The following is a 16,395-nucleotide window of genomic DNA, read 5'->3' as shown; positions in this document are numbered from 1 at the left end:
TTCCCTGTCGCATTCCGCGGGAGCTAGGAAGGTTGACCTAACCGGCGGGGGCGGGAATTTATCTTGATGTCGAGATAAATGTATCAGGTTTGCCGGGGCGGATAGAGCGCCCGCACGGCGAGCCAGGTGACCGCGAGGAGGGGCGCGAACAGCGGCAGCCCCATCGCGATCTTCAGGGTTCCGAGCGTCGTGACGTCACCCGCGAAGTAGAACGGGAGCTGAACGAACAGGCGGGCGGCGAAGAGCGCAGCCCACGCCAGCGAGAGCCAGAAGAACACCCGCCGCTTGCGGACATTGGTCCGCCACCGCGTGCCCTCGTTCATGAGGAAGCCGACGGCCAGTCCGATCAAGGGCCATCCGATCAATGCAGTGATGAGGAACGCCGACCCGTAGATGCCGTTGGTGAAGAACCCGAGAACGAAGTTGTCCTGGCCGCGACCGGTCCACAACGCGAGGGCGGCAGCCGCGGCGGTGGCGATGAGGCCGCCGAGGGCGGCGCCGGCGGGTCCGCGCTGGACCAGACGGACGACCGTGAACACCACGGCGATGCCGACGGACACTCCCAGGCTCAGCCAGAGGTTCCCCTGCCCGGCGTCGGGGTCGTGGGTCGCCGTGAACAGGATCACGAACGCCAGGCTCGGCAGCACCGACTCCAGGATGCCGCGCCATCCCCCCATCGCGGTCCAGACCGCCGCACCGGTGGAGGCGTTGCGTGACGGGTCGAGGCCGGCCCGGCGGGCGGCGGCGCCGAGCGCCGCGCCCAGCGCCTCGGAGGCGGGCGGCGGCGTCTCGGGCGTGCCGTGTGCCGCCTCCACGCCCGGCGAGGCGGGCTCTCGGGGGCGCTCCGGATCGGTCACGCGGTACCCGGGGTAGCGGGCATCTTGAGAGGGATGAGGTCGCGCGGTGGCATCGGCGCCGTTCCGCGCACGACGACGATCGAGCGGAAGAGATCCTCGACCTTGGCCGCAGCATCCGTGTCACTGGTTGCCGCGCCGCCGATGACTCCACGGAGGAACCAGCGTGGCCCGTCGACACCGACGAACCGGGCGAGGCGCTTGCTGCCTCCGTCGGCGCCGGCGGTGACCGGTACTTCGGCGAGAAGCTCGGGCCCGAGCGGACCTTCGCGTTCCTCGACGCGGCCCCCCTGCTGACGGACCTGCTGGCGGATCTGGTCGCGGGTCTCGGTCCACAGGCCGGTCGTGCGCGGTGCCGCGAACGGCTGAACCTGCAGGGTGGAGTCGGCGTAGTCCAGGCCCACGGCGACGATGCGCTTGGTCTGCTCTTCGACCTCGAGCCGGAGGTTCAAGCCCTCCCTCGGGAGGACCTTGATGCCGCCCAGATCGATGTACGGGCGGACCGGGTTCGCCTCGGACTCGTCGAACGGTCCGGCGACGTCACGGTCGGTGGGAGATTCCTTGACGGCGGGCGTCTCGGGGGGAAGATCGGTCATGCGCGGGTCCCTTGCTGGCTGGAGTAACCGGTGGACCCGAAACCGCCCTCGCCTCGGGCGCTGTCGGGGAGGACGTCGACGGGAACGAACCGCACCTGCGGTACGGGCATCACGATCAACTGGGCGATGCGGTCGCCCACCGATACATCGAACGGTTCGCGCGCATCGGTGTTCAGCAGCGCGACCTTGATCTCGCCCCGGTAGCCGGCGTCCACGGTGCCGGGTGCGTTGACGATCGTGATGCCGTGCTTCGCGGCCAGCCCGCTGCGGGGAACGACGAAGGCGACGTAGCCGTCGGGGAGGGCGATGCGCACGCCCGTGCTCACCAGGGCTCGCTCGCCGGGCTCGAGTCGCACGGACTCCGCCGCCGTCAGATCGGCGCCGGCATCGCCCGGGTGCGCATACACGGGAGCCGCGGCGGCGATAATGGGCACGTCGACGGTATCGGTCACCCCACGAGGGTAATGCAGATGGGAAGGTGCAGCATCCGCGAGGCAATCACCTATCGGGAGCGGCTGAGCCCGTCTCTGTGGGCGCTGGTCGCTGCCGCCGTGTGCGGTCCGATGGCGGCGCTCGTGTTCGCCCCGATCGATCGCACGATCGCGCTCATCGCCGGCGCAGTCGTGGGTGTGGGGGTGGTTGCCGCTCTCGTCGCCCTCGCCCCCGTGTTGGAGGTGCGTGACGGCGTGCTGCACGCGGGAGCGGCGCACATCGACGCGCGTCTGCTGGGCGACCCGGTTCCGGTGACCGGCGACGAGGCGCGGATGGCGCGCGGCGCCGGCATCGATGGCCGGTCATGGATGCTGATTCGCGGTGGGATCGACGGGGTGGTCACGATTCCCGTGACCGACCCGGACGACCCGACTCCGGCGTGGGTGATTTCCACGCGCACGCCGGATCGGTTGGCGGCGGCGATCCGCCGCGCTCAGGTCAAGCCGCGCATTCCCGGCAGATAGGGCCGGAGCCGGTCTCGTGGTCGAGCTGTGAGCGGTGCTTCACGAGGAAGCAGTTGGAACAGGTGAACTCGTCCTCTTGCGGGGGGAGCACAACGACGTCGAGTTCCAGGTCGGAAAGGTCGGCGCCGGGCAGTTCGAAGCCCGAGGGGTTGTCGGCGTCCTCGACGTCGATTGCACCAGAGGTCTTGTCCGGCACGCGCTCCTTCAGGGCCTCGATCGACTCGCTGTCGTCCTCGGTCTTGCGGGGGGCGTCGTAATCGGTGGCCATGCGTGAACGTCTCTTCTTTCAAATAAACAGGGGGTGCGTCGCCCGAGCGGGCGGCCATAGTTTGCATGACCGACCGTCGTTTCGCAAATACACGCGCGACGACATCGCCTGTGTGGTTCGGGATATCGGCAAAACGCGCGGCGCGCCCGCGATATTCCCGGTGGTGAGCGGGGCCTGTGTCAGCATGGGCGCTGACCGCAGATCGAAGGGGTGTTTCGCATGGAACAGCTCAAAGTCATCGGCACCGAGGAAAATCTCCTGGTCCTGGCGACCGACTCCGGCGAGAGGTTCACTCTCGCTGTCGATGAAGTGCTGCGCGGCGAAATGCGCCGCGCCCGTCGCGAACGCAGCACCGAGGAACGCGGGCCGCGCCCGAGCCCCCGGGAAGTGCAGGCGCACATCCGTGCCGGCCTCTCGGCGCAGGAAGTCGCCGTGCTGATGGGCGCCCGCCTCGAGGACGTGGTGAAGTTCGAGCATCCTGTCCTCGCCGAGCGCGAGCACATCGTCGGGCAGGCTCTCGCCGTGCCCGTGCTGCTCGGTGGTGAGCTGGAGCACGAGCACGTCACCTTCGGCGCAGCGGTGCGCGCCAAACTTGCCGAGGCCCACGCCACGGGTGAGCGGTGGAGCAGCTGGAAGGAATCGACCGGCTGGATCGTCAAGCTCGAGTTCACAGCGAGCGCCATCGATCACGATGCGCGGTGGGGCTACGATCCGCGGCGCAGCACGCTGTCGCCGCAGAACGCCGATGCGATCCAGCTGTCGCGGCAGGGATCCCTTCCGGAGGGCCTCATCCCGCGTCTGCGCGCGCTGGACGTGCCGGCGGCCAAGGACGACTCGCGCTTCGACAGTGGAGCATTCGGTCCGCGACGCATGGAGAACGACACCGAGCCGATCCCCGACTCGCCTTTTGCGGGACCGTCCGCTCAGGATGCGGCGATCAAGCGGGCGCCGGAGATTCCTGTGACATCGACGGAGACCGCTGACCTTCTCGAGGCGTTGCGGCGCCGTCGCGGCCAGCGGGAGCCCCTCCCCGGCACGGGTGCGGAGGCCGAGGCGCGACACTCGGCGGCGCCGGTGGCGCTGTTCGACGCGCTGGAGCCCGGATACGACGACTCCCCCACCACCGGCCAGGACGCTGATCCGTCGCGAAGCACGCCATCATCCGACGCTGGCGGGCGACGCAAGGGACGCTCGTCGATGCCGTCGTGGGATGAGATCGTCTTCGGCGCTCGCGGCGACGAGAGCTGACGCACCTCCGACGCGGGTGAGCTGACCCGCGTAGCCGGGTTCGGGGGGTTCGGCGGTGACGCGGGTTTGTGGGTCCGGGCTCGTGCTCCGCGGGTTCGGTGGGGCCGGGCTCGGGCTCTGCGGGTTCGGTGGGGCCGGGCCCGGGCTCCGCGGGTTCGGTGAGCGGGAGGCGCCCGCCGCGTGCGGGCGGATTCTTCCGCCGTGTGAGTGCCGCGTGCGCTCCGGGAGGAGATGGCGCGTCGGGAGGAGAGAATCCCCGGATCCGCCCTCCTGGGTGCACATCCCCTCCCGAACGGCCCGGGCGGCGGGGTACGGGCGGCGGGGTTCGGCGTGCGCTCCGGGAGGAGATGGCGCTTGGGGAGGAGAGAATCCTCGGATGCGCCCTCCCGGGTGCACATCCCCTCCCGAACGGCCCGGGCGGCGGGCTACGGCGTGCTCTTCGGGAGGAGATGACGCTTGCGGAGGAGAGAATTCCTCGGATCGGCCCTCCCGGGTGCATTTCCCCTCCCGAAATGCCCAGGCTGCGGGGTGTGGCGTGCGCTTCGGGTGGAGGTGGCGCTTGGGGAGGAGAGAATCCCGGATCCGCCCTCCCGAGTGCACATCCCCTCCCGAACCGCCCAGGCGTAGAGCCAAAAGGCTGGCGGGTGCAGCAGCGGCAGGGGCCCACCCAGGCTGCGGGGTGGGGCGAAGGCACTGTGACGCACCCAGGCGCATGGGTGGGAACGGCGCGCACCTCGGGAGGAGATGGCGCTTCGGGAGGAAAGAAATCCTGGGATGCGCCCTCCCGGGTGCACATCCCCTCCCTAACCGCCCAGGCTCCGGGGTCGGCGGGCGTTTCGGGGGGAGATGGCGCTTCGGGGGGAGATGGCGCTTCGGGAGGAGAGAATCCTGGGGTGCGCCCTCCCGGATGCACATCCCCTCCGGAACTACCCGAGGTGGCGGCTCGCCCGACGCGCCTTCAGCGCCACCAGAGAACGCGGAGCCGGCGCCGCGCGAGCCGAAGCAGTACCGTCAGGCGAAGGCGCCGAGGCGGAGCAACGGCACCATCCGTTCCTCGATGGTGAGCGATCCGTGCTGCCCGACCATCCGCTGCGAAGCCTTGTCGGCTTCGCGGTCGTCGTAGTACGCCACGCCGGCGCGGGCCGCCACCAGGACGTCGCCGATGCGTTCACGAACCGCGGGGTCGACCGGGCCGAACAAGCCCGCGTCGATCGCCTCATCCCGGGCGAGCACCCACGCCCGGCCCGATTCGGCGGCGTGCCAGGCGGCATGCACGTCGGCAGCCCGGCCGTCCTCGGCATAGAGGTGCAGCATCCGAGGCTCACCGCCAACGACCGCGACCCCGTCCCACAGCTGTGAGTCCGCCCCGAACAGCAGCCGGCGGTGCGCCGGCACGTCGACCATGCCGTGGTCGGCCGTGATCAGCGCGCCCGTCGTCGGATCCAGGACCTCCGCAAAGTGTTGAGCCGCAGCGTCCACCCGTTCCAAGGCGGAGGACCATTGATCGGACTCCCAGCCGTGCCGGTGCCCGACGCCGTCGAGGTCGGGGGCGTAGAGGTAGGTCACCGACCCGGGATGCTCCGCCGCGAGGCGGGCGGCCGCCTCGACGCGCCCGACGAGATCCTCGACTCCCACGATCTCCGCTCCGCGGAGTGTCGCCTCGGTGAAACCCGTTCCGCGGTACTCGGGGCGGGACACGACGAAGGTCGGGCGACCCGCGTTCGCTTCGCTCTCGAGGATCGGTTGCGAACGCTGCCAGGTGCGGGGGTCCAGGCCATGGGTCTCCCATCCGTGCAACTGGTTCGGCGCGGAGTCCGTGCCGGGGATGCGCACGCGGTAACCGACGATGCCGTGCACACCGGGGTCGGTGGCGGTGAGCAGGCTGGTCAGCGCGGCCGCCGTCGTGGACGGGAAGACGGTGCGGGCGACGGCGGATCGCGAGCTCAGCGAGGAGACGAACCGGGCGTGCCCGCGCCGAGCGGCGAGGTTGTGCGCGCCCAGGCCGTCGAGGACGAAAACGATCGCGCTGCGGGCGGGGGGAAACGCACCGGGGGTGCCTGCGACCGCGGCGAGCGCGTCGGCCAGCACGCCGGTGAGGCTCCGGGCGCGTGGCGGGTACGCCGGTAGGCTGAGAGACATCCGGGTCAGTCTCGCACAGGCGAACGGCCCCTGGTCGAGGCGCAACCGCCGCGATCGACACCGCCGACCCGAGGCCGAACGGACATGCCCTCTTCCCGCCCCTCCCCTGCCGTCGAAGAACGCATCGAAGACGTCGACCTCTCCGCCGAGATGCAGGGCTCGTTCCTCGAGTACGCCTACTCGGTCATCTACTCGCGCGCGCTCCCCGACGCCCGCGACGGGTTGAAGCCGGTGCAGCGACGCATCCTGTACCAGATGGCCGAGATGGGTCTGCGGCCCGACCGAGGCCACGTCAAGAGCGCCCGCGTCGTGGGCGAGGTCATGGGAAAGCTGCATCCGCACGGCGACGCGCCGATCTACGACGCCCTCGTTCGCCTGGCCCAGGCGTTCTCGCTCCGCGTGCCTCTCGTGGATGGACACGGCAACTTCGGGTCGCTGGACGATGGTCCTGCGGCTCCGCGCTACACCGAGGCGCGACTGGCGCCTCCTGCCCTCGCCCTGACGGCCGACCTCGATGAGGATGTCGTCGACTTCATCCCGAACTACGACGGGCAGTTCCAGCAGCCGGAGGTGCTGCCGGCCGCCTTCCCCAACCTGCTCGTCAACGGGGCATCCGGCATCGCGGTCGGTATGGCCACGAACATGGCGCCGCACAACCTCATCGAGGTGGTGGCAGCCGCCGTGCACCTGCTGGCGAACCCGGAGGCCACCCTCGAAGAACTCATGGAGTTCGTTCCCGGGCCGGATCTGCCCTCCGGCGGCATCATCGTCGGACTCGACGGAATCCGCGACGCGTACGCCACGGGGCGCGGCTCCTTCCGGACGCGGGCGAAGGTCTCGGTCGAGCCGCTCGGACCGCGCCGCACCGGACTGGTCGTGACCGAGCTGCCGTACCTCGTCGGACCGGAGCGCGTGATCGAGAAGATCAAAGACGCCGTGACGAGTAAGAAGCTCACCGGCATCGCCGACGTCACCGACCTCACCGACCGCACCCACGGCCTGCGTCTTGTCATCGGGATCAAGACCGGGTTCGATCCGAACGCCGTGCTGGACCAGCTGTACCGCCTCACGCCGATGGAGGATTCGTTCGGCATCAACAACGTCGCACTCGTCGACGGTCAGCCCCAGACGCTCGGGCTGCGAGAGCTGCTGCAGGTCTATCTTGACCACCGCATCCGCGTCGTCACGCGCCGCAGCGAGTACCGTCTCGCCCGTCGGCGTGAGCGCCTGCACCTCGTCGAGGGCTTGCTCATCGCGATCCTCGATATCGACGAGGTCATCCAGGTCATTCGTGCGTCGGACGACGGCGAGCAGGCGCGTGGACGGCTGATGGACGTGTTCGACCTCAGTCAGCCGCAGGCCGAATACATCCTCGAGCTGCGCCTGCGCCGCTTGACCAAGTTCTCGCGGATCGAGCTCGAGGCCGAGCGCGATGCACTGCAGGCGGAGATCGCCGCGCTCGTGGAGCTCCTGAGCGACCCGGCGCTGTTGCGTGCGCAAGTGGCCCGCGAACTCGAGGCGACATCGGATGCCCTCGGCACGCCGCGGCGGACAATGCTGCTGAACGGCGGACCGGTCACGCCCCGCGCGGCCCGCGGCGCTGCCGCCGCCGATCTCCAGATCGCTGACGCGCCATGCCGCGTATTCCTGTCGGCGACCGGGCGGATGGTGCGTGCCGAGCGCGCACCGGATGCTCCGAACGAGGGCATCGTGACACCGGCGCGCCGATCGAAGCACGACGCGATCCGCTCAGCCGTGGACACCACCACGCGCGGGGACGTCGGTGCCGTGACCAGCGCGGGCCGACTCATCCGCTTCTCCCCCGTCGACCTGCCCTCGGTTCCGGGGAACGCGGTGCAGCTGGCCGCGGGCACGCGTGCGGATCAGTATCTGGGCCTCTCCGGGGGCGAGCACGTGGTGGCCGTCGTGCCCCTGGTGGCCGATCCGCCGATCGCTCTCGGAACCGCGCACGGTGTCGTCAAGCGGGTGGCCGCGACCGAGTTGCCGGCGGGTAAGCACGACGTCTCCATCATCGCTCTGCGGGACGGCGACCGCGTGATCGGTGCCGCTCCCGCCAGCGACGGCGCCGAGCTCGTCTTCATCGCCGCCGACGCACAACTGCTGCGCTTCGACGCGTCCTCTGTGCGACCCCAGGGGCGCGCAGCAGGCGGCATGGCCGGCATCCGCCTGGCCGACGGGGTTGAGGCGATCGGGTTCTCCGCGGTCGGCGCATCCGCCTTCGACGCCGTCGTCGTGACCGTCGCCGGCTCCAGCACGGCGATTCCCGGTATGGATGCGGGAAGCGCGAAGGTGTCGGCGTTCACGGAGTACCCGGCGAAGGGTCGGGGCACCGGCGGTGTGCGCGCACAGCGGCTCCTCAAGGGCGAAGACGGGCTCACCCTGGGCTGGGTCGGCTCCGACCCCCGTGCGGTGGGCACGGACGGCGGCGTGCGACAGCTTCCACCCTCGGGGGCGAAGCGCGACGCGTCAGGCACGCCGGTCGACGGCATCATCGGCGCGCTGGGCACCACCGTCCGCTGACCTGGCAGTGTGGGGGCGAAGGATGCGGCCGGTCAGGCGTCGATGCGCTCGCGCGCGAGACGGTCGCTGGCGTCCACGATGAACTCGCGGCGCGGCGCCACGTCGTTGCCCATGAGCAGTTCGAAGACGCTCGCGGCCACCTCGGCGTCCTGGACGCGGACGCGGCGCAGCGTGCGGCCGGCGCGATCCATGGTCGTCGTGGCCAGCTGGTCCGCATCCATCTCGCCGAGGCCCTTGTAGCGCTGCACGGGCTCCTGCCAGCGCTTGCCCGCCTTGGTGAGCTTCGTCAGCAACGCGTGCAGCTCCGGCTCGCTGTAGGTGTAGATCGTCTCGTTCGGCTTGGTGCCCGGGTTCATGACCACGACCCGGTGCAGCGGCGGGACCGCCGCGTAGACGCGGCCCGCTTCGACCAGCGGCCGCATGTAGCGGAAGAAGAGGGTCAGGAGGAGGGTGCGGATGTGCGCGCCATCCACGTCCGCGTCGCTCATCAAGATCACCTTGCCGTACCGGGCGGCTTCGAGGTCGAACGAACGACCTGATCCGGCGCCGATCACTTGGATGATCGAGGCGCACTCGGCGTTGGAGAGCATGTCGCTGACCGACGCCTTCTGCACGTTGAGGATCTTGCCTCGGATCGGCAGAAGTGCCTGGTATTCGCTGCTGCGCGCCAGCTTCGCCGTCCCCAGCGCCGAATCACCCTCGACGATGAAGAGTTCGGAATCGCTGACGTCGTTGGACCTGCAGTCGACCAGCTTCGCCGGGAGCGACGACGACTCCAGCGCGTTCTTCCGGCGCTGGGTTTCCTTGTGCGTGCGCGCGGAGATGCGCGACTTCATCTCGGAGACGACCTTGTCCAGCAGGAGGGCGGTCTGCGCCTTATCGTCACGCTTGGCCGACGCGAAGCGGGCCGCCAGTTCTTTGGTGACCACGGACGACACGATCTGCCGGACGGCGGGCGTACCCAGGATCTCCTTGGTCTGCCCCTCGAACTGCGGTTCGGGCAGTCGCACGTTCAGCACCGCGGTGAGTCCGGCGAGGATGTCGTCCTTCTCGAGCTTGTCGTTTCCGACCTTGAGCCGACGCGAGTTCTGCTCGACCTGGCTGCGGAGCGTCTTCATGAGGCCCTGCTCGAACCCCTGCTGGTGCGTGCCGCCCTTGGGGGTGGCGATGATGTTGACGAAGGAGCGCATCACCGTGTCGTAGCCCGTCCCCCACCGCAGCGCGACGTCGACCTCGCACGTGCGCTCGACCTCTGTCGGCACCATCGCCCCGGCTGCCTGCAGGACGGGCACGGTCTCCGTGAACGTGCCGGAGCCGGTGAGGCGCCACGTGTCCGTCACGCCGCTGTCGGGCGCGAGGTAGTCGGCGAATTCGGAGATACCCCCGTCGAAGCGGTAGGCCGTTTCGACGGGCTCGGCGCCACGCTCATCCCGGACCACCATCTCGAGTCCGGGGACGAGGAAGGCCGTCTGACGAACGCGCTGCTCGAGCTCGTTCAGTCCGAACGCGGCGTCTTTCGTGAAGATCTGCCGGTCGGCCCAGTACCGGATGCGCGTGCCGGTCACGCCTTTGGGCGCTTTGCCCACGACCCGCAGTTCGCTGCTCTTCTCGAACGGGGTGAAGGTGGAATCCGGCGTGGGACCGGAGAACACGCCCGGCTCACCGCGGTGGAACGACATGGCGTACGTCTTGCCGCCACGGTCCACTTCGACGTCGAGGCGTTCGGACAGGGCGTTGACGACGGATGCGCCGACACCGTGCAGACCGCCCGATGCGGCGTACGAGCCGCCGCCGAACTTGCCGCCGGCGTGCAGTTTCGTGAAGACCACCTCGACGCCGGGCAGGCCGGTACGAGGTTCGATGTCCACCGGGATGCCGCGCGCGCGGTCCCGTACCTCGACGCTGCCGTCGGCGTGCAGGAGGATGTCGATGCGATTGCCGTGTCCGCCGAGGGCCTCATCGACGGAGTTGTCGATGATCTCCCACAGGCAGTGCATGAGACCCCGGGAGTCGGTGGAACCGATGTACATCCCCGGGCGCTTGCGGACCGCTTCGAGCCCTTCGAGCACCTGAAGGTGGTGGGCGGAATACTCGGAGGTCACAATCTCCCACGATAACGGGGGCCGCCCCCACTGGGACGCAGACACACGGCGCCCGTGGGCCGCCGTACGCGCTCAGCGAAATGGGGGGACAGGCGGGCATGCACCCAGAACCCCCGTGGTTGTATGTGATGACCGAAGCACCGCGAGCACCGGAGGAGGGTACCGAGATGAACACGCTTTCGACACCGACCGACAACGCTGCCGTCCTGGAGTACCGTCTCACCGCCGCTGATCGGTGTGACTCGTGCGGGGCGCAGGCATACATCGCCGCAGAGGTGAATGGCAGCGAGCTGCTCTTCTGCGCGCACCACGGCCGCAAGTACGAGGAGAAGCTGCGCAGCATCGCTTCCTCGTGGCACGACGAGACCGCGCGCCTCAGCGAGTCGGTCTGAACCGATAGATCCGCTCGATCGTCGGGGAGATCCGCAACGCGATCTCCTCGCCGATCGTCGCGATGCGCTCGGCAGCATCCGTGAACGGATGCGGCGAATCCGCGCCCAGCACGATCACCTCATCGCCGGGGCGCATGCCGTCCCACCCTTCCACCACCAGCCGATCCGGCAGTACGGAAATCACGCGCCGGACACCGCCGGGCGTACGGATACTGAGCATCCCGCCCAAGGGTGAGGGAATCCCATCGAGGTTTCCGACCCCCACGTGAGCGCGGACGCCGTCCGTCTCGATGACTTCGGCTCGAAGCGAAGCGATCGGCCTGATGCCGAGGGCTTCCTCGTCCGGGCCGCCGGCGGCACGGATGCCATACGCGAACGCCCCGATCCGGACGAGGTCCTCCCGGAACTCCGGGCGCGCGAAGCCGGCAGCGCTGGCCGCGAGGTGCGCGAACCGCGGTGTCAGCCCGGCGGCGACTGCTGTTTCCTGGGCCTGGAGGAACAGTGCGCGCGCTGCGTCGTCCTCCGCGTCCGACGCCTCGGCGATGTGGCTCCACACCCCCTCGACACCCAGGATGCCCGCTCGCTCCAGCTCGGCAGCGCGGGCGACCGCGTCCGGCCACTGCTCGGGACGGATGCCGTTGCGATGCAGCCCGGTGTCGATCTTCAGGTGCACGCGGGGCCGCGACCCGGCGGGTGCCGGTCCCCGTGCCGCGACATCCTCGAGCAACAGGTCATCCCCGACCCCGAGGTCGAGGTCCGCTTCCACGGCTGTCTGCAGATCTTCCTCGGAACTGATCATCCAGACGAAGATCCGGACGTCCGGGCCGAGCTCTTCGCGAACCGCGAGTCCGGTGGCGGTGTCGAACGCACCGAACCATCGGATGCCTTCCGCGTGGGCGCGGTGCACGATCGGGCGGAGCCCGTGCCCGTATGCGTCATCCTTGACGACCAGCATGTGGTGCGCTGGTGCGATCTGCTGCCGGATGACCCGCAGATTGCTCGCAAAGGCGTCCAGGTCGACCACCAACCGGGCGCTCACGGGCCCACCTCCCGGGCGGCGCGGAGTCCGGTGGTCGCGACGATCTCTCCCGCGGTCCATCCCGTCGCCCGGACCCACTCGGCCAGCGGGGGCGCGTCCTCGCGCGGGTCGCCGAAGAACACGACTTCGTCACCGCGTGATACGGCGTGTTCGGTGATGTCCACCACGCAGACGTCCATCGCCACACGTCCGACCAGCGGATGAAGCGTCCCGCCGATCCGCACCGCGACCCGGTTGCCCAGCATCCGCACGACCCCCTGCGCATACCCCCCGGCGACGAGGGCCACACGGGTGTCTTCGGGGGCGCGGTGGGCGTACCCGTACGAGACGCCTTCGCCCGCACGCAGGTGCTTGGTGGAGAGCACCCGGCCGACGAGGGTCAGTACGGGGCGCGCGTCCGAGTCCCCTCCGGGCAGCCCGAAGAGCGTCTCGGCCTCGACCGCCGCCTCGTCGACGCCTGCGGCGGCGAGCACATCCGTCACCCACGTGGCTCCGTGGCCCCACGCGTCGGCGTACAGCGCCGCCACTCGTCCCGCGCGCCGCGACAGGGCCAGCGGGATGTTGTGTCGCAGAGCGGAAGCGGACAGGCGGGCCACCGGCCCGGAGCCTTTCGGCGCAGGCCGGGGGGTTCCGAGGTCCGGCGCAGTCACGCCCAATAGACTATCCGCGTCCCGTCCCCCGACCCCGGAGACCGCATGCCTGAAAGAGGCTTCGCCCTCGCGCCCCGCGTCCGCTACCTGATCGGCCGCGCGCGGCGGATCGATGTCGGATCCGTCTTCGAGCGTGCGCGAGAGGCCTCGCAGCAGCACGGGAAGTGGATGCCGGTGATCGTGGCCGACATGCTGTTTCAAGCCGGATTCCGTAACGTCGGGTTCCAGGACTACATCGACTACGACTTCGCGATCCTTTCTCGCGCCGAACGCGGCACGTACATGACGCATCCGGTGTCGAACCAGATCTCGCAGAAGTACGACCACCCGGACTTCCGGCACCTGTTCCAGGACAAGATCGCGTTCGACCGTGTCTTCAGCGAGCATCTCCACCGCGAGTGGATGGTCGTCGAGGAGGACAACGCCGATGCCGTTCGGGCATTCGCCGAACGCCACGGCACGATCGTCACCAAGGAGCCGGTCGGTCAGGCGGGTACCGGGGTGCACCGGTACCACGCGGCAGAGGTGGACGACTGGGCGGCCTTCCACGCGGGCCTGCGGCAGCGCGGTGAACTCCTCCTCGAGCAGCTCATCGTGCAGCATCCCGATCTCGCGGCCGTCTGCCCCGGCACGGTCAACACCACGCGGGTCACCGCGTTCTTCGACGGTTCCACGACGCACATCCTTGCGATGGCGCAGAAGTTCGGCCGCGGCGCGGTGAGCGACCAGATGACGTTCGGCGGCTTCTACACGATGCTCGACGAGAACGGCCACGCCGTCGGCGCAGGTTACGACTCGCACGGCCATGTGCACGAGCACCATCCTGATTCGGGGTTCCGGATCGCGGACTTCCAGCTGCCGATGATGGACGAGGTGCGCGCGTTCGTAGACCGGGTCGCCCGTGTCGTGCCGCAGGTGCAGTACGTGGGCTGGGACATCGTGGTGACGCCTGAGGGCCCCGTGCTTGTCGAGGGCAACTGGGGTGCGGGCGTTTACGAGAACAAGCCCAGCGTCACGGGCATCCGCACCGGGCACAAACCGCGGTACCGCGCCGCCATCGGCTTCTAGCTCCACCCACGCGCGGCCCTTCGTCTCGGTCGCTGCGCTCCCTCGCTCAGGGTCCGGAACTTGCGATCACCGGGCGCTGAGCGAGCGCAGCGAGACGAAGCGTCAAAGGCCGCGCGGAGTGGCCCTTCGTCTCGGTCGCTGCGCTCCCTCGCTCAGGGTCCGGGGATTGCGATCACCGGGCGCTGAGCGAGCGTAGCGAGACGAAGCGTCAGGGCCCGCGCGGGGCCCTTCGTCTCGGTCGCTGCGCTCCCTCGCTCAGGGTCCGGGAATTGCGATCACCGGGCGCTGAGCGAGCGCAGCGAGACGAAGCGTCACGGCCGCGCGCGGCGTGTCCGGGTGCAGACCGACGGGTCAGGCGGGGCGGACGACGCCGAGCGGCGTGGACTCGTGGCCCTGCCCGAGCGGGTTGTCCTTCAGAATCGCCACCAGCCGGCGCTCACCGGCCTTATCCAGCGTCGAGCCGAGGATGTTGCCACCCAGGTCGTTGATGTCGACCACGGCGACCTCCGCCACTCCGCCGAGCAGCGACTTCAGATGCTGAGCGACCTCGCGTGGCTTGTCCGGACCCAGCACGACCGCCTTGTTGTACGGCGGGATTGTTCCGCTCGTCGGGCCGTCGATCGCGCGGGCCTTGTCTCCCGCGATGCGGTAGAAGTCGCCCTTGCGGCCGAAAGCCTTCGTCACGGCCGAGACCGCGGCAGCGAACAGGATGCGGGGTACCCCGCACTCGCGCAGCGCCATCTCCATCGTCTCCGGCATGCCGAGGCCGATGCCGTAGGGCGTGCGAACGACGAAACGCGACAGGAACAGTGCCAGACGCCGCGGATGGATGTCTTCGACGAGGTACGACCGGCCCTGCGTGATGGCGACGATCTTCTCCGTGACGAAGAAGATATCGCCGGGCTGCACGACGTCGGCGGCGTACTCGCGGATGAACGGATCGAGCTCGTCGCCCGGCATCACAACCCGCGTACGGATCGGGATGCGGGCGAACGACGCCCCATCGACGGTGACCGTCAACGCCTTGCCGGCGTTGGCCTCACCGGTCACTCGAGGTAATCCCGCAGCGACTGCGAACGGCTCGGGTGGCGCAGCTTCGCCATCGTCTTCGACTCGATCTGGCGGATGCGCTCGCGCGTCACACCGAAGGTGTCGCCGATCTGGTCCAGCGTCTTCGGCTGGCCGTCGCCCAGGCCGAAGCGCATGCGGATCACGCCCGCCTCACGCTCCGACAGGGAGTCCAGGAGCGACTCGAGCTGACGCTGCAGCATCGTGAAGCCGACAGCATCCGCCGGAACGACCGCCTCGGTGTCTTCGATGAGGTCACCGAACTCGCTGTCGCCGTCCTCGCCGAGCGGGGTGTGCAGCGAGATGGGCTCGCGCCCGTACTTCTGCACCTCGATGACCTTCTCGGGGGTCATGTCCAGCTCGCGGCTGAGCTCCTCGGGCGTGGGCTCCCGGCCCAGGTCCTGCAGCATCTGCCGCTGAACGCGGGCGAGCTTGTTGATGACCTCGACCATGTGCACCGGGATGCGGATGGTGCGGGCCTGGTCGGCCATCGCGCGTGTGATCGCCTGACGGATCCACCAGGTGGCGTACGTGGAGAACTTGAAGCCCTTGGTGTAGTCGAACTTCTCGACCGCGCGGATGAGGCCCAGGTTGCCCTCCTGGATGAGGTCGAGGAACTGCATTCCACGACCCGTGTAGCGCTTGGCGAGGGAGACGACGAGGCGGAGGTTCGCGCCGAGCAGATGCGACTTCGCGCGCTGACCGTCACGAGCCACCCACTGGAGGTCGAGGCCGAGCTGGCCCGACTTCTCCGCCGCCGACATGTGCGACAGCTTCTCCTCGGCGAACAGTCCCGCCTCGATGCGCATCGCCAGTTCGACCTCTTCGGCCGCGTTCAGCAGCGGAACTTTACCGATCTGCTTGAGGTAGTCCTTGACGGGGTCGGCGGTGGCGCCGGTGATCTGAGCGGAGTAGACCGGGACGTCATCCTCGTCATTGGACGAGATGACGATCGCGCCGGTCGGCAGCGGTTCGCTGAAGGCCGGCTTGGTGGCGTCTTCTTCGTCGTCGTCGTCCGCAGCGCCTTCGGCGGCCGGCTTGGCTGCGGGGGCAGCCCCCGGCGCGTCGTCATCGGTCACGTCGGTCGTGTCTTCTTCGACGACTTCGATATCGGCGTCCAGTTCGACGTCTTCGATCTCTTCGTCGACGTCGGCTTCGTCAGCCTTGGTCTTGCCCTTGGCCGTCTTCGACTTGGCAGCAGCCTTGGGGGCCGCCTTCTTCGCGGGCGTCTTCTTCGACGGCACCGCGGCGGTCTCGTCGACCGTGTCGATGTCGGTGTCCTCGCCGCTGCGGGAGCGGGTCTTGGTGTTCGTGCCTGCCACGTTTCGCCTTTCACCGGTGGCGCGCGTTACACGGTCGCCGGTCGTTCTCGGACACTATTAAGACCCTTGTCAAGTCCGCGGCGGTGAGCGGATGCTCCCACCGAGGATCGACAACGGGCCAGGTCCTTTATTGTCTCATACCTTCTCCGAGC

The 16,395-nt window shown here is 69.2% G+C and carries 15 protein-coding genes; 5 read left to right on the top strand and 10 right to left on the bottom strand.

Annotated features, from left to right (window positions below; genetic code table 11):
• Positions 1 to 83: 83 nt before the first annotated feature.
• The 3 genes from AC4FS1_RS03970 to dut are packed head-to-tail and all read right to left on the bottom strand — an operon-like array spanning position 84 to position 1,902.
• Positions 84 to 857: a DUF3159 domain-containing protein gene (locus AC4FS1_RS03970; RefSeq protein ID WP_491152840.1), complete on the bottom strand. Its 774-nt coding sequence runs from the start codon at positions 855 to 857 to the stop codon at positions 84 to 86.
• Positions 854 to 1,450 (bottom strand): DUF3710 domain-containing protein, encoded by a 597-nt coding sequence (locus tag AC4FS1_RS03965; RefSeq protein ID WP_491152838.1) that lies wholly within the window; start codon positions 1,448 to 1,450, stop codon positions 854 to 856. Before AC4FS1_RS03965 ends, AC4FS1_RS03970 begins: the two co-directional genes overlap by 4 nt.
• Entirely contained in the window at positions 1,447 to 1,902 is a 456-nt protein-coding gene (gene dut, locus AC4FS1_RS03960; protein ID WP_491152836.1) for a dUTP diphosphatase, read from the bottom strand. Before dut ends, AC4FS1_RS03965 begins: the two co-directional genes overlap by 4 nt.
• 12 nt (positions 1,903 to 1,914) lie before the next feature.
• Between dut and AC4FS1_RS03955 the strand changes: the two genes are divergently transcribed.
• The gene (locus AC4FS1_RS03955; RefSeq protein ID WP_491152834.1) at positions 1,915 to 2,406 is read left to right on the top strand and encodes a DUF3093 domain-containing protein; all 492 of its coding nucleotides are present in this window, start codon (positions 1,915 to 1,917) and stop codon (positions 2,404 to 2,406) included.
• On the opposite strand, the gene AC4FS1_RS03950 is transcribed toward AC4FS1_RS03955, so the two are convergent.
• Positions 2,381 to 2,674 carry a DUF4193 domain-containing protein gene (locus tag AC4FS1_RS03950; protein WP_491152832.1) on the bottom strand — a complete coding sequence of 98 codons (294 nt, stop codon included), beginning with the start codon at positions 2,672 to 2,674 and terminating at the stop codon, positions 2,381 to 2,383. The two genes, AC4FS1_RS03955 and AC4FS1_RS03950, sit on opposite strands and share 26 nt — an antisense overlap.
• Positions 2,675 to 2,893: 219 nt before the next feature.
• Between AC4FS1_RS03950 and sepH the strand changes: the two genes are divergently transcribed.
• A complete protein-coding gene (gene sepH, locus AC4FS1_RS03945; protein ID WP_491152830.1) occupies positions 2,894 to 3,922 on the top strand; it encodes a septation protein SepH in 1,029 nt (342 codons plus the stop codon).
• 1,011 nt (positions 3,923 to 4,933) lie between these two features.
• Here the strand turns inward: sepH and AC4FS1_RS03940 are convergent.
• The gene (locus AC4FS1_RS03940) at positions 4,934 to 6,061 is read right to left on the bottom strand and encodes an alkaline phosphatase family protein (protein WP_491152828.1); all 1,128 of its coding nucleotides are present in this window, start codon (positions 6,059 to 6,061) and stop codon (positions 4,934 to 4,936) included.
• An 84-nt stretch (positions 6,062 to 6,145) separates the two neighbouring features.
• Between AC4FS1_RS03940 and AC4FS1_RS03935 the strand changes: the two genes are divergently transcribed.
• Positions 6,146 to 8,602 carry a DNA gyrase/topoisomerase IV subunit A gene (locus tag AC4FS1_RS03935; RefSeq protein ID WP_491152826.1) on the top strand — a complete coding sequence of 819 codons (2,457 nt, stop codon included), beginning with the start codon at positions 6,146 to 6,148 and terminating at the stop codon, positions 8,600 to 8,602.
• Positions 8,603 to 8,634: 32 nt separating this feature from the next.
• Here AC4FS1_RS03935 and AC4FS1_RS03930 read toward each other — a convergent pair whose 3' ends face one another.
• A complete protein-coding gene (locus AC4FS1_RS03930; RefSeq protein WP_491155636.1) occupies positions 8,635 to 10,707 on the bottom strand; it encodes a DNA gyrase/topoisomerase IV subunit B in 2,073 nt (690 codons plus the stop codon).
• Positions 10,708 to 10,871: 164 nt separating this feature from the next.
• Between AC4FS1_RS03930 and AC4FS1_RS03925 the strand changes: the two genes are divergently transcribed.
• Complete coding sequence (locus AC4FS1_RS03925) at positions 10,872 to 11,096, top strand: DUF7455 domain-containing protein (protein ID WP_491152824.1); 225 nt, start codon at positions 10,872 to 10,874, stop codon at positions 11,094 to 11,096.
• Here AC4FS1_RS03925 and AC4FS1_RS03920 read toward each other — a convergent pair.
• Complete coding sequence (locus AC4FS1_RS03920) at positions 11,080 to 12,135, bottom strand: alanine racemase (protein WP_491152822.1); 1,056 nt, start codon at positions 12,133 to 12,135, stop codon at positions 11,080 to 11,082. The two genes, AC4FS1_RS03925 and AC4FS1_RS03920, sit on opposite strands and share 17 nt — an antisense overlap.
• Positions 12,132 to 12,785 (bottom strand): alanine racemase C-terminal domain-containing protein, encoded by a 654-nt coding sequence (locus AC4FS1_RS03915; protein WP_491152821.1) that lies wholly within the window; start codon positions 12,783 to 12,785, stop codon positions 12,132 to 12,134. The genes AC4FS1_RS03920 and AC4FS1_RS03915 overlap by 4 nt, the downstream gene beginning before the upstream one ends.
• Before the next feature lie 45 nt (positions 12,786 to 12,830).
• On the opposite strand from AC4FS1_RS03915, the gene AC4FS1_RS03910 reads away from it, so the two are divergent.
• Positions 12,831 to 13,853, top strand: a complete 1,023-nt coding sequence (locus AC4FS1_RS03910) for a sugar-transfer associated ATP-grasp domain-containing protein (RefSeq protein ID WP_491152819.1) — start codon at positions 12,831 to 12,833, stop codon at positions 13,851 to 13,853.
• A gap of 351 nt (positions 13,854 to 14,204) precedes the next feature.
• Here AC4FS1_RS03910 and AC4FS1_RS03905 read toward each other — a convergent pair whose 3' ends face one another.
• Both AC4FS1_RS03905 and AC4FS1_RS03900 read right to left on the bottom strand, forming a co-directional pair.
• Positions 14,205 to 14,903 carry a coenzyme F420-0:L-glutamate ligase gene (locus AC4FS1_RS03905; protein ID WP_491152816.1) on the bottom strand — a complete coding sequence of 233 codons (699 nt, stop codon included), beginning with the start codon at positions 14,901 to 14,903 and terminating at the stop codon, positions 14,205 to 14,207.
• Positions 14,900 to 16,243 (bottom strand): RNA polymerase sigma factor, encoded by a 1,344-nt coding sequence (locus AC4FS1_RS03900; RefSeq protein WP_491152814.1) that lies wholly within the window; start codon positions 16,241 to 16,243, stop codon positions 14,900 to 14,902. The genes AC4FS1_RS03905 and AC4FS1_RS03900 overlap by 4 nt, the downstream gene beginning before the upstream one ends.
• Positions 16,244 to 16,395 lie beyond the last annotated feature (152 nt).

Source organism: Microbacterium sp. Z12_35, assembly GCF_058310475.1.
Note: the sequence above shows the minus strand (reverse complement) of the source record. Positions and strands in the feature narration are given on the sequence as shown.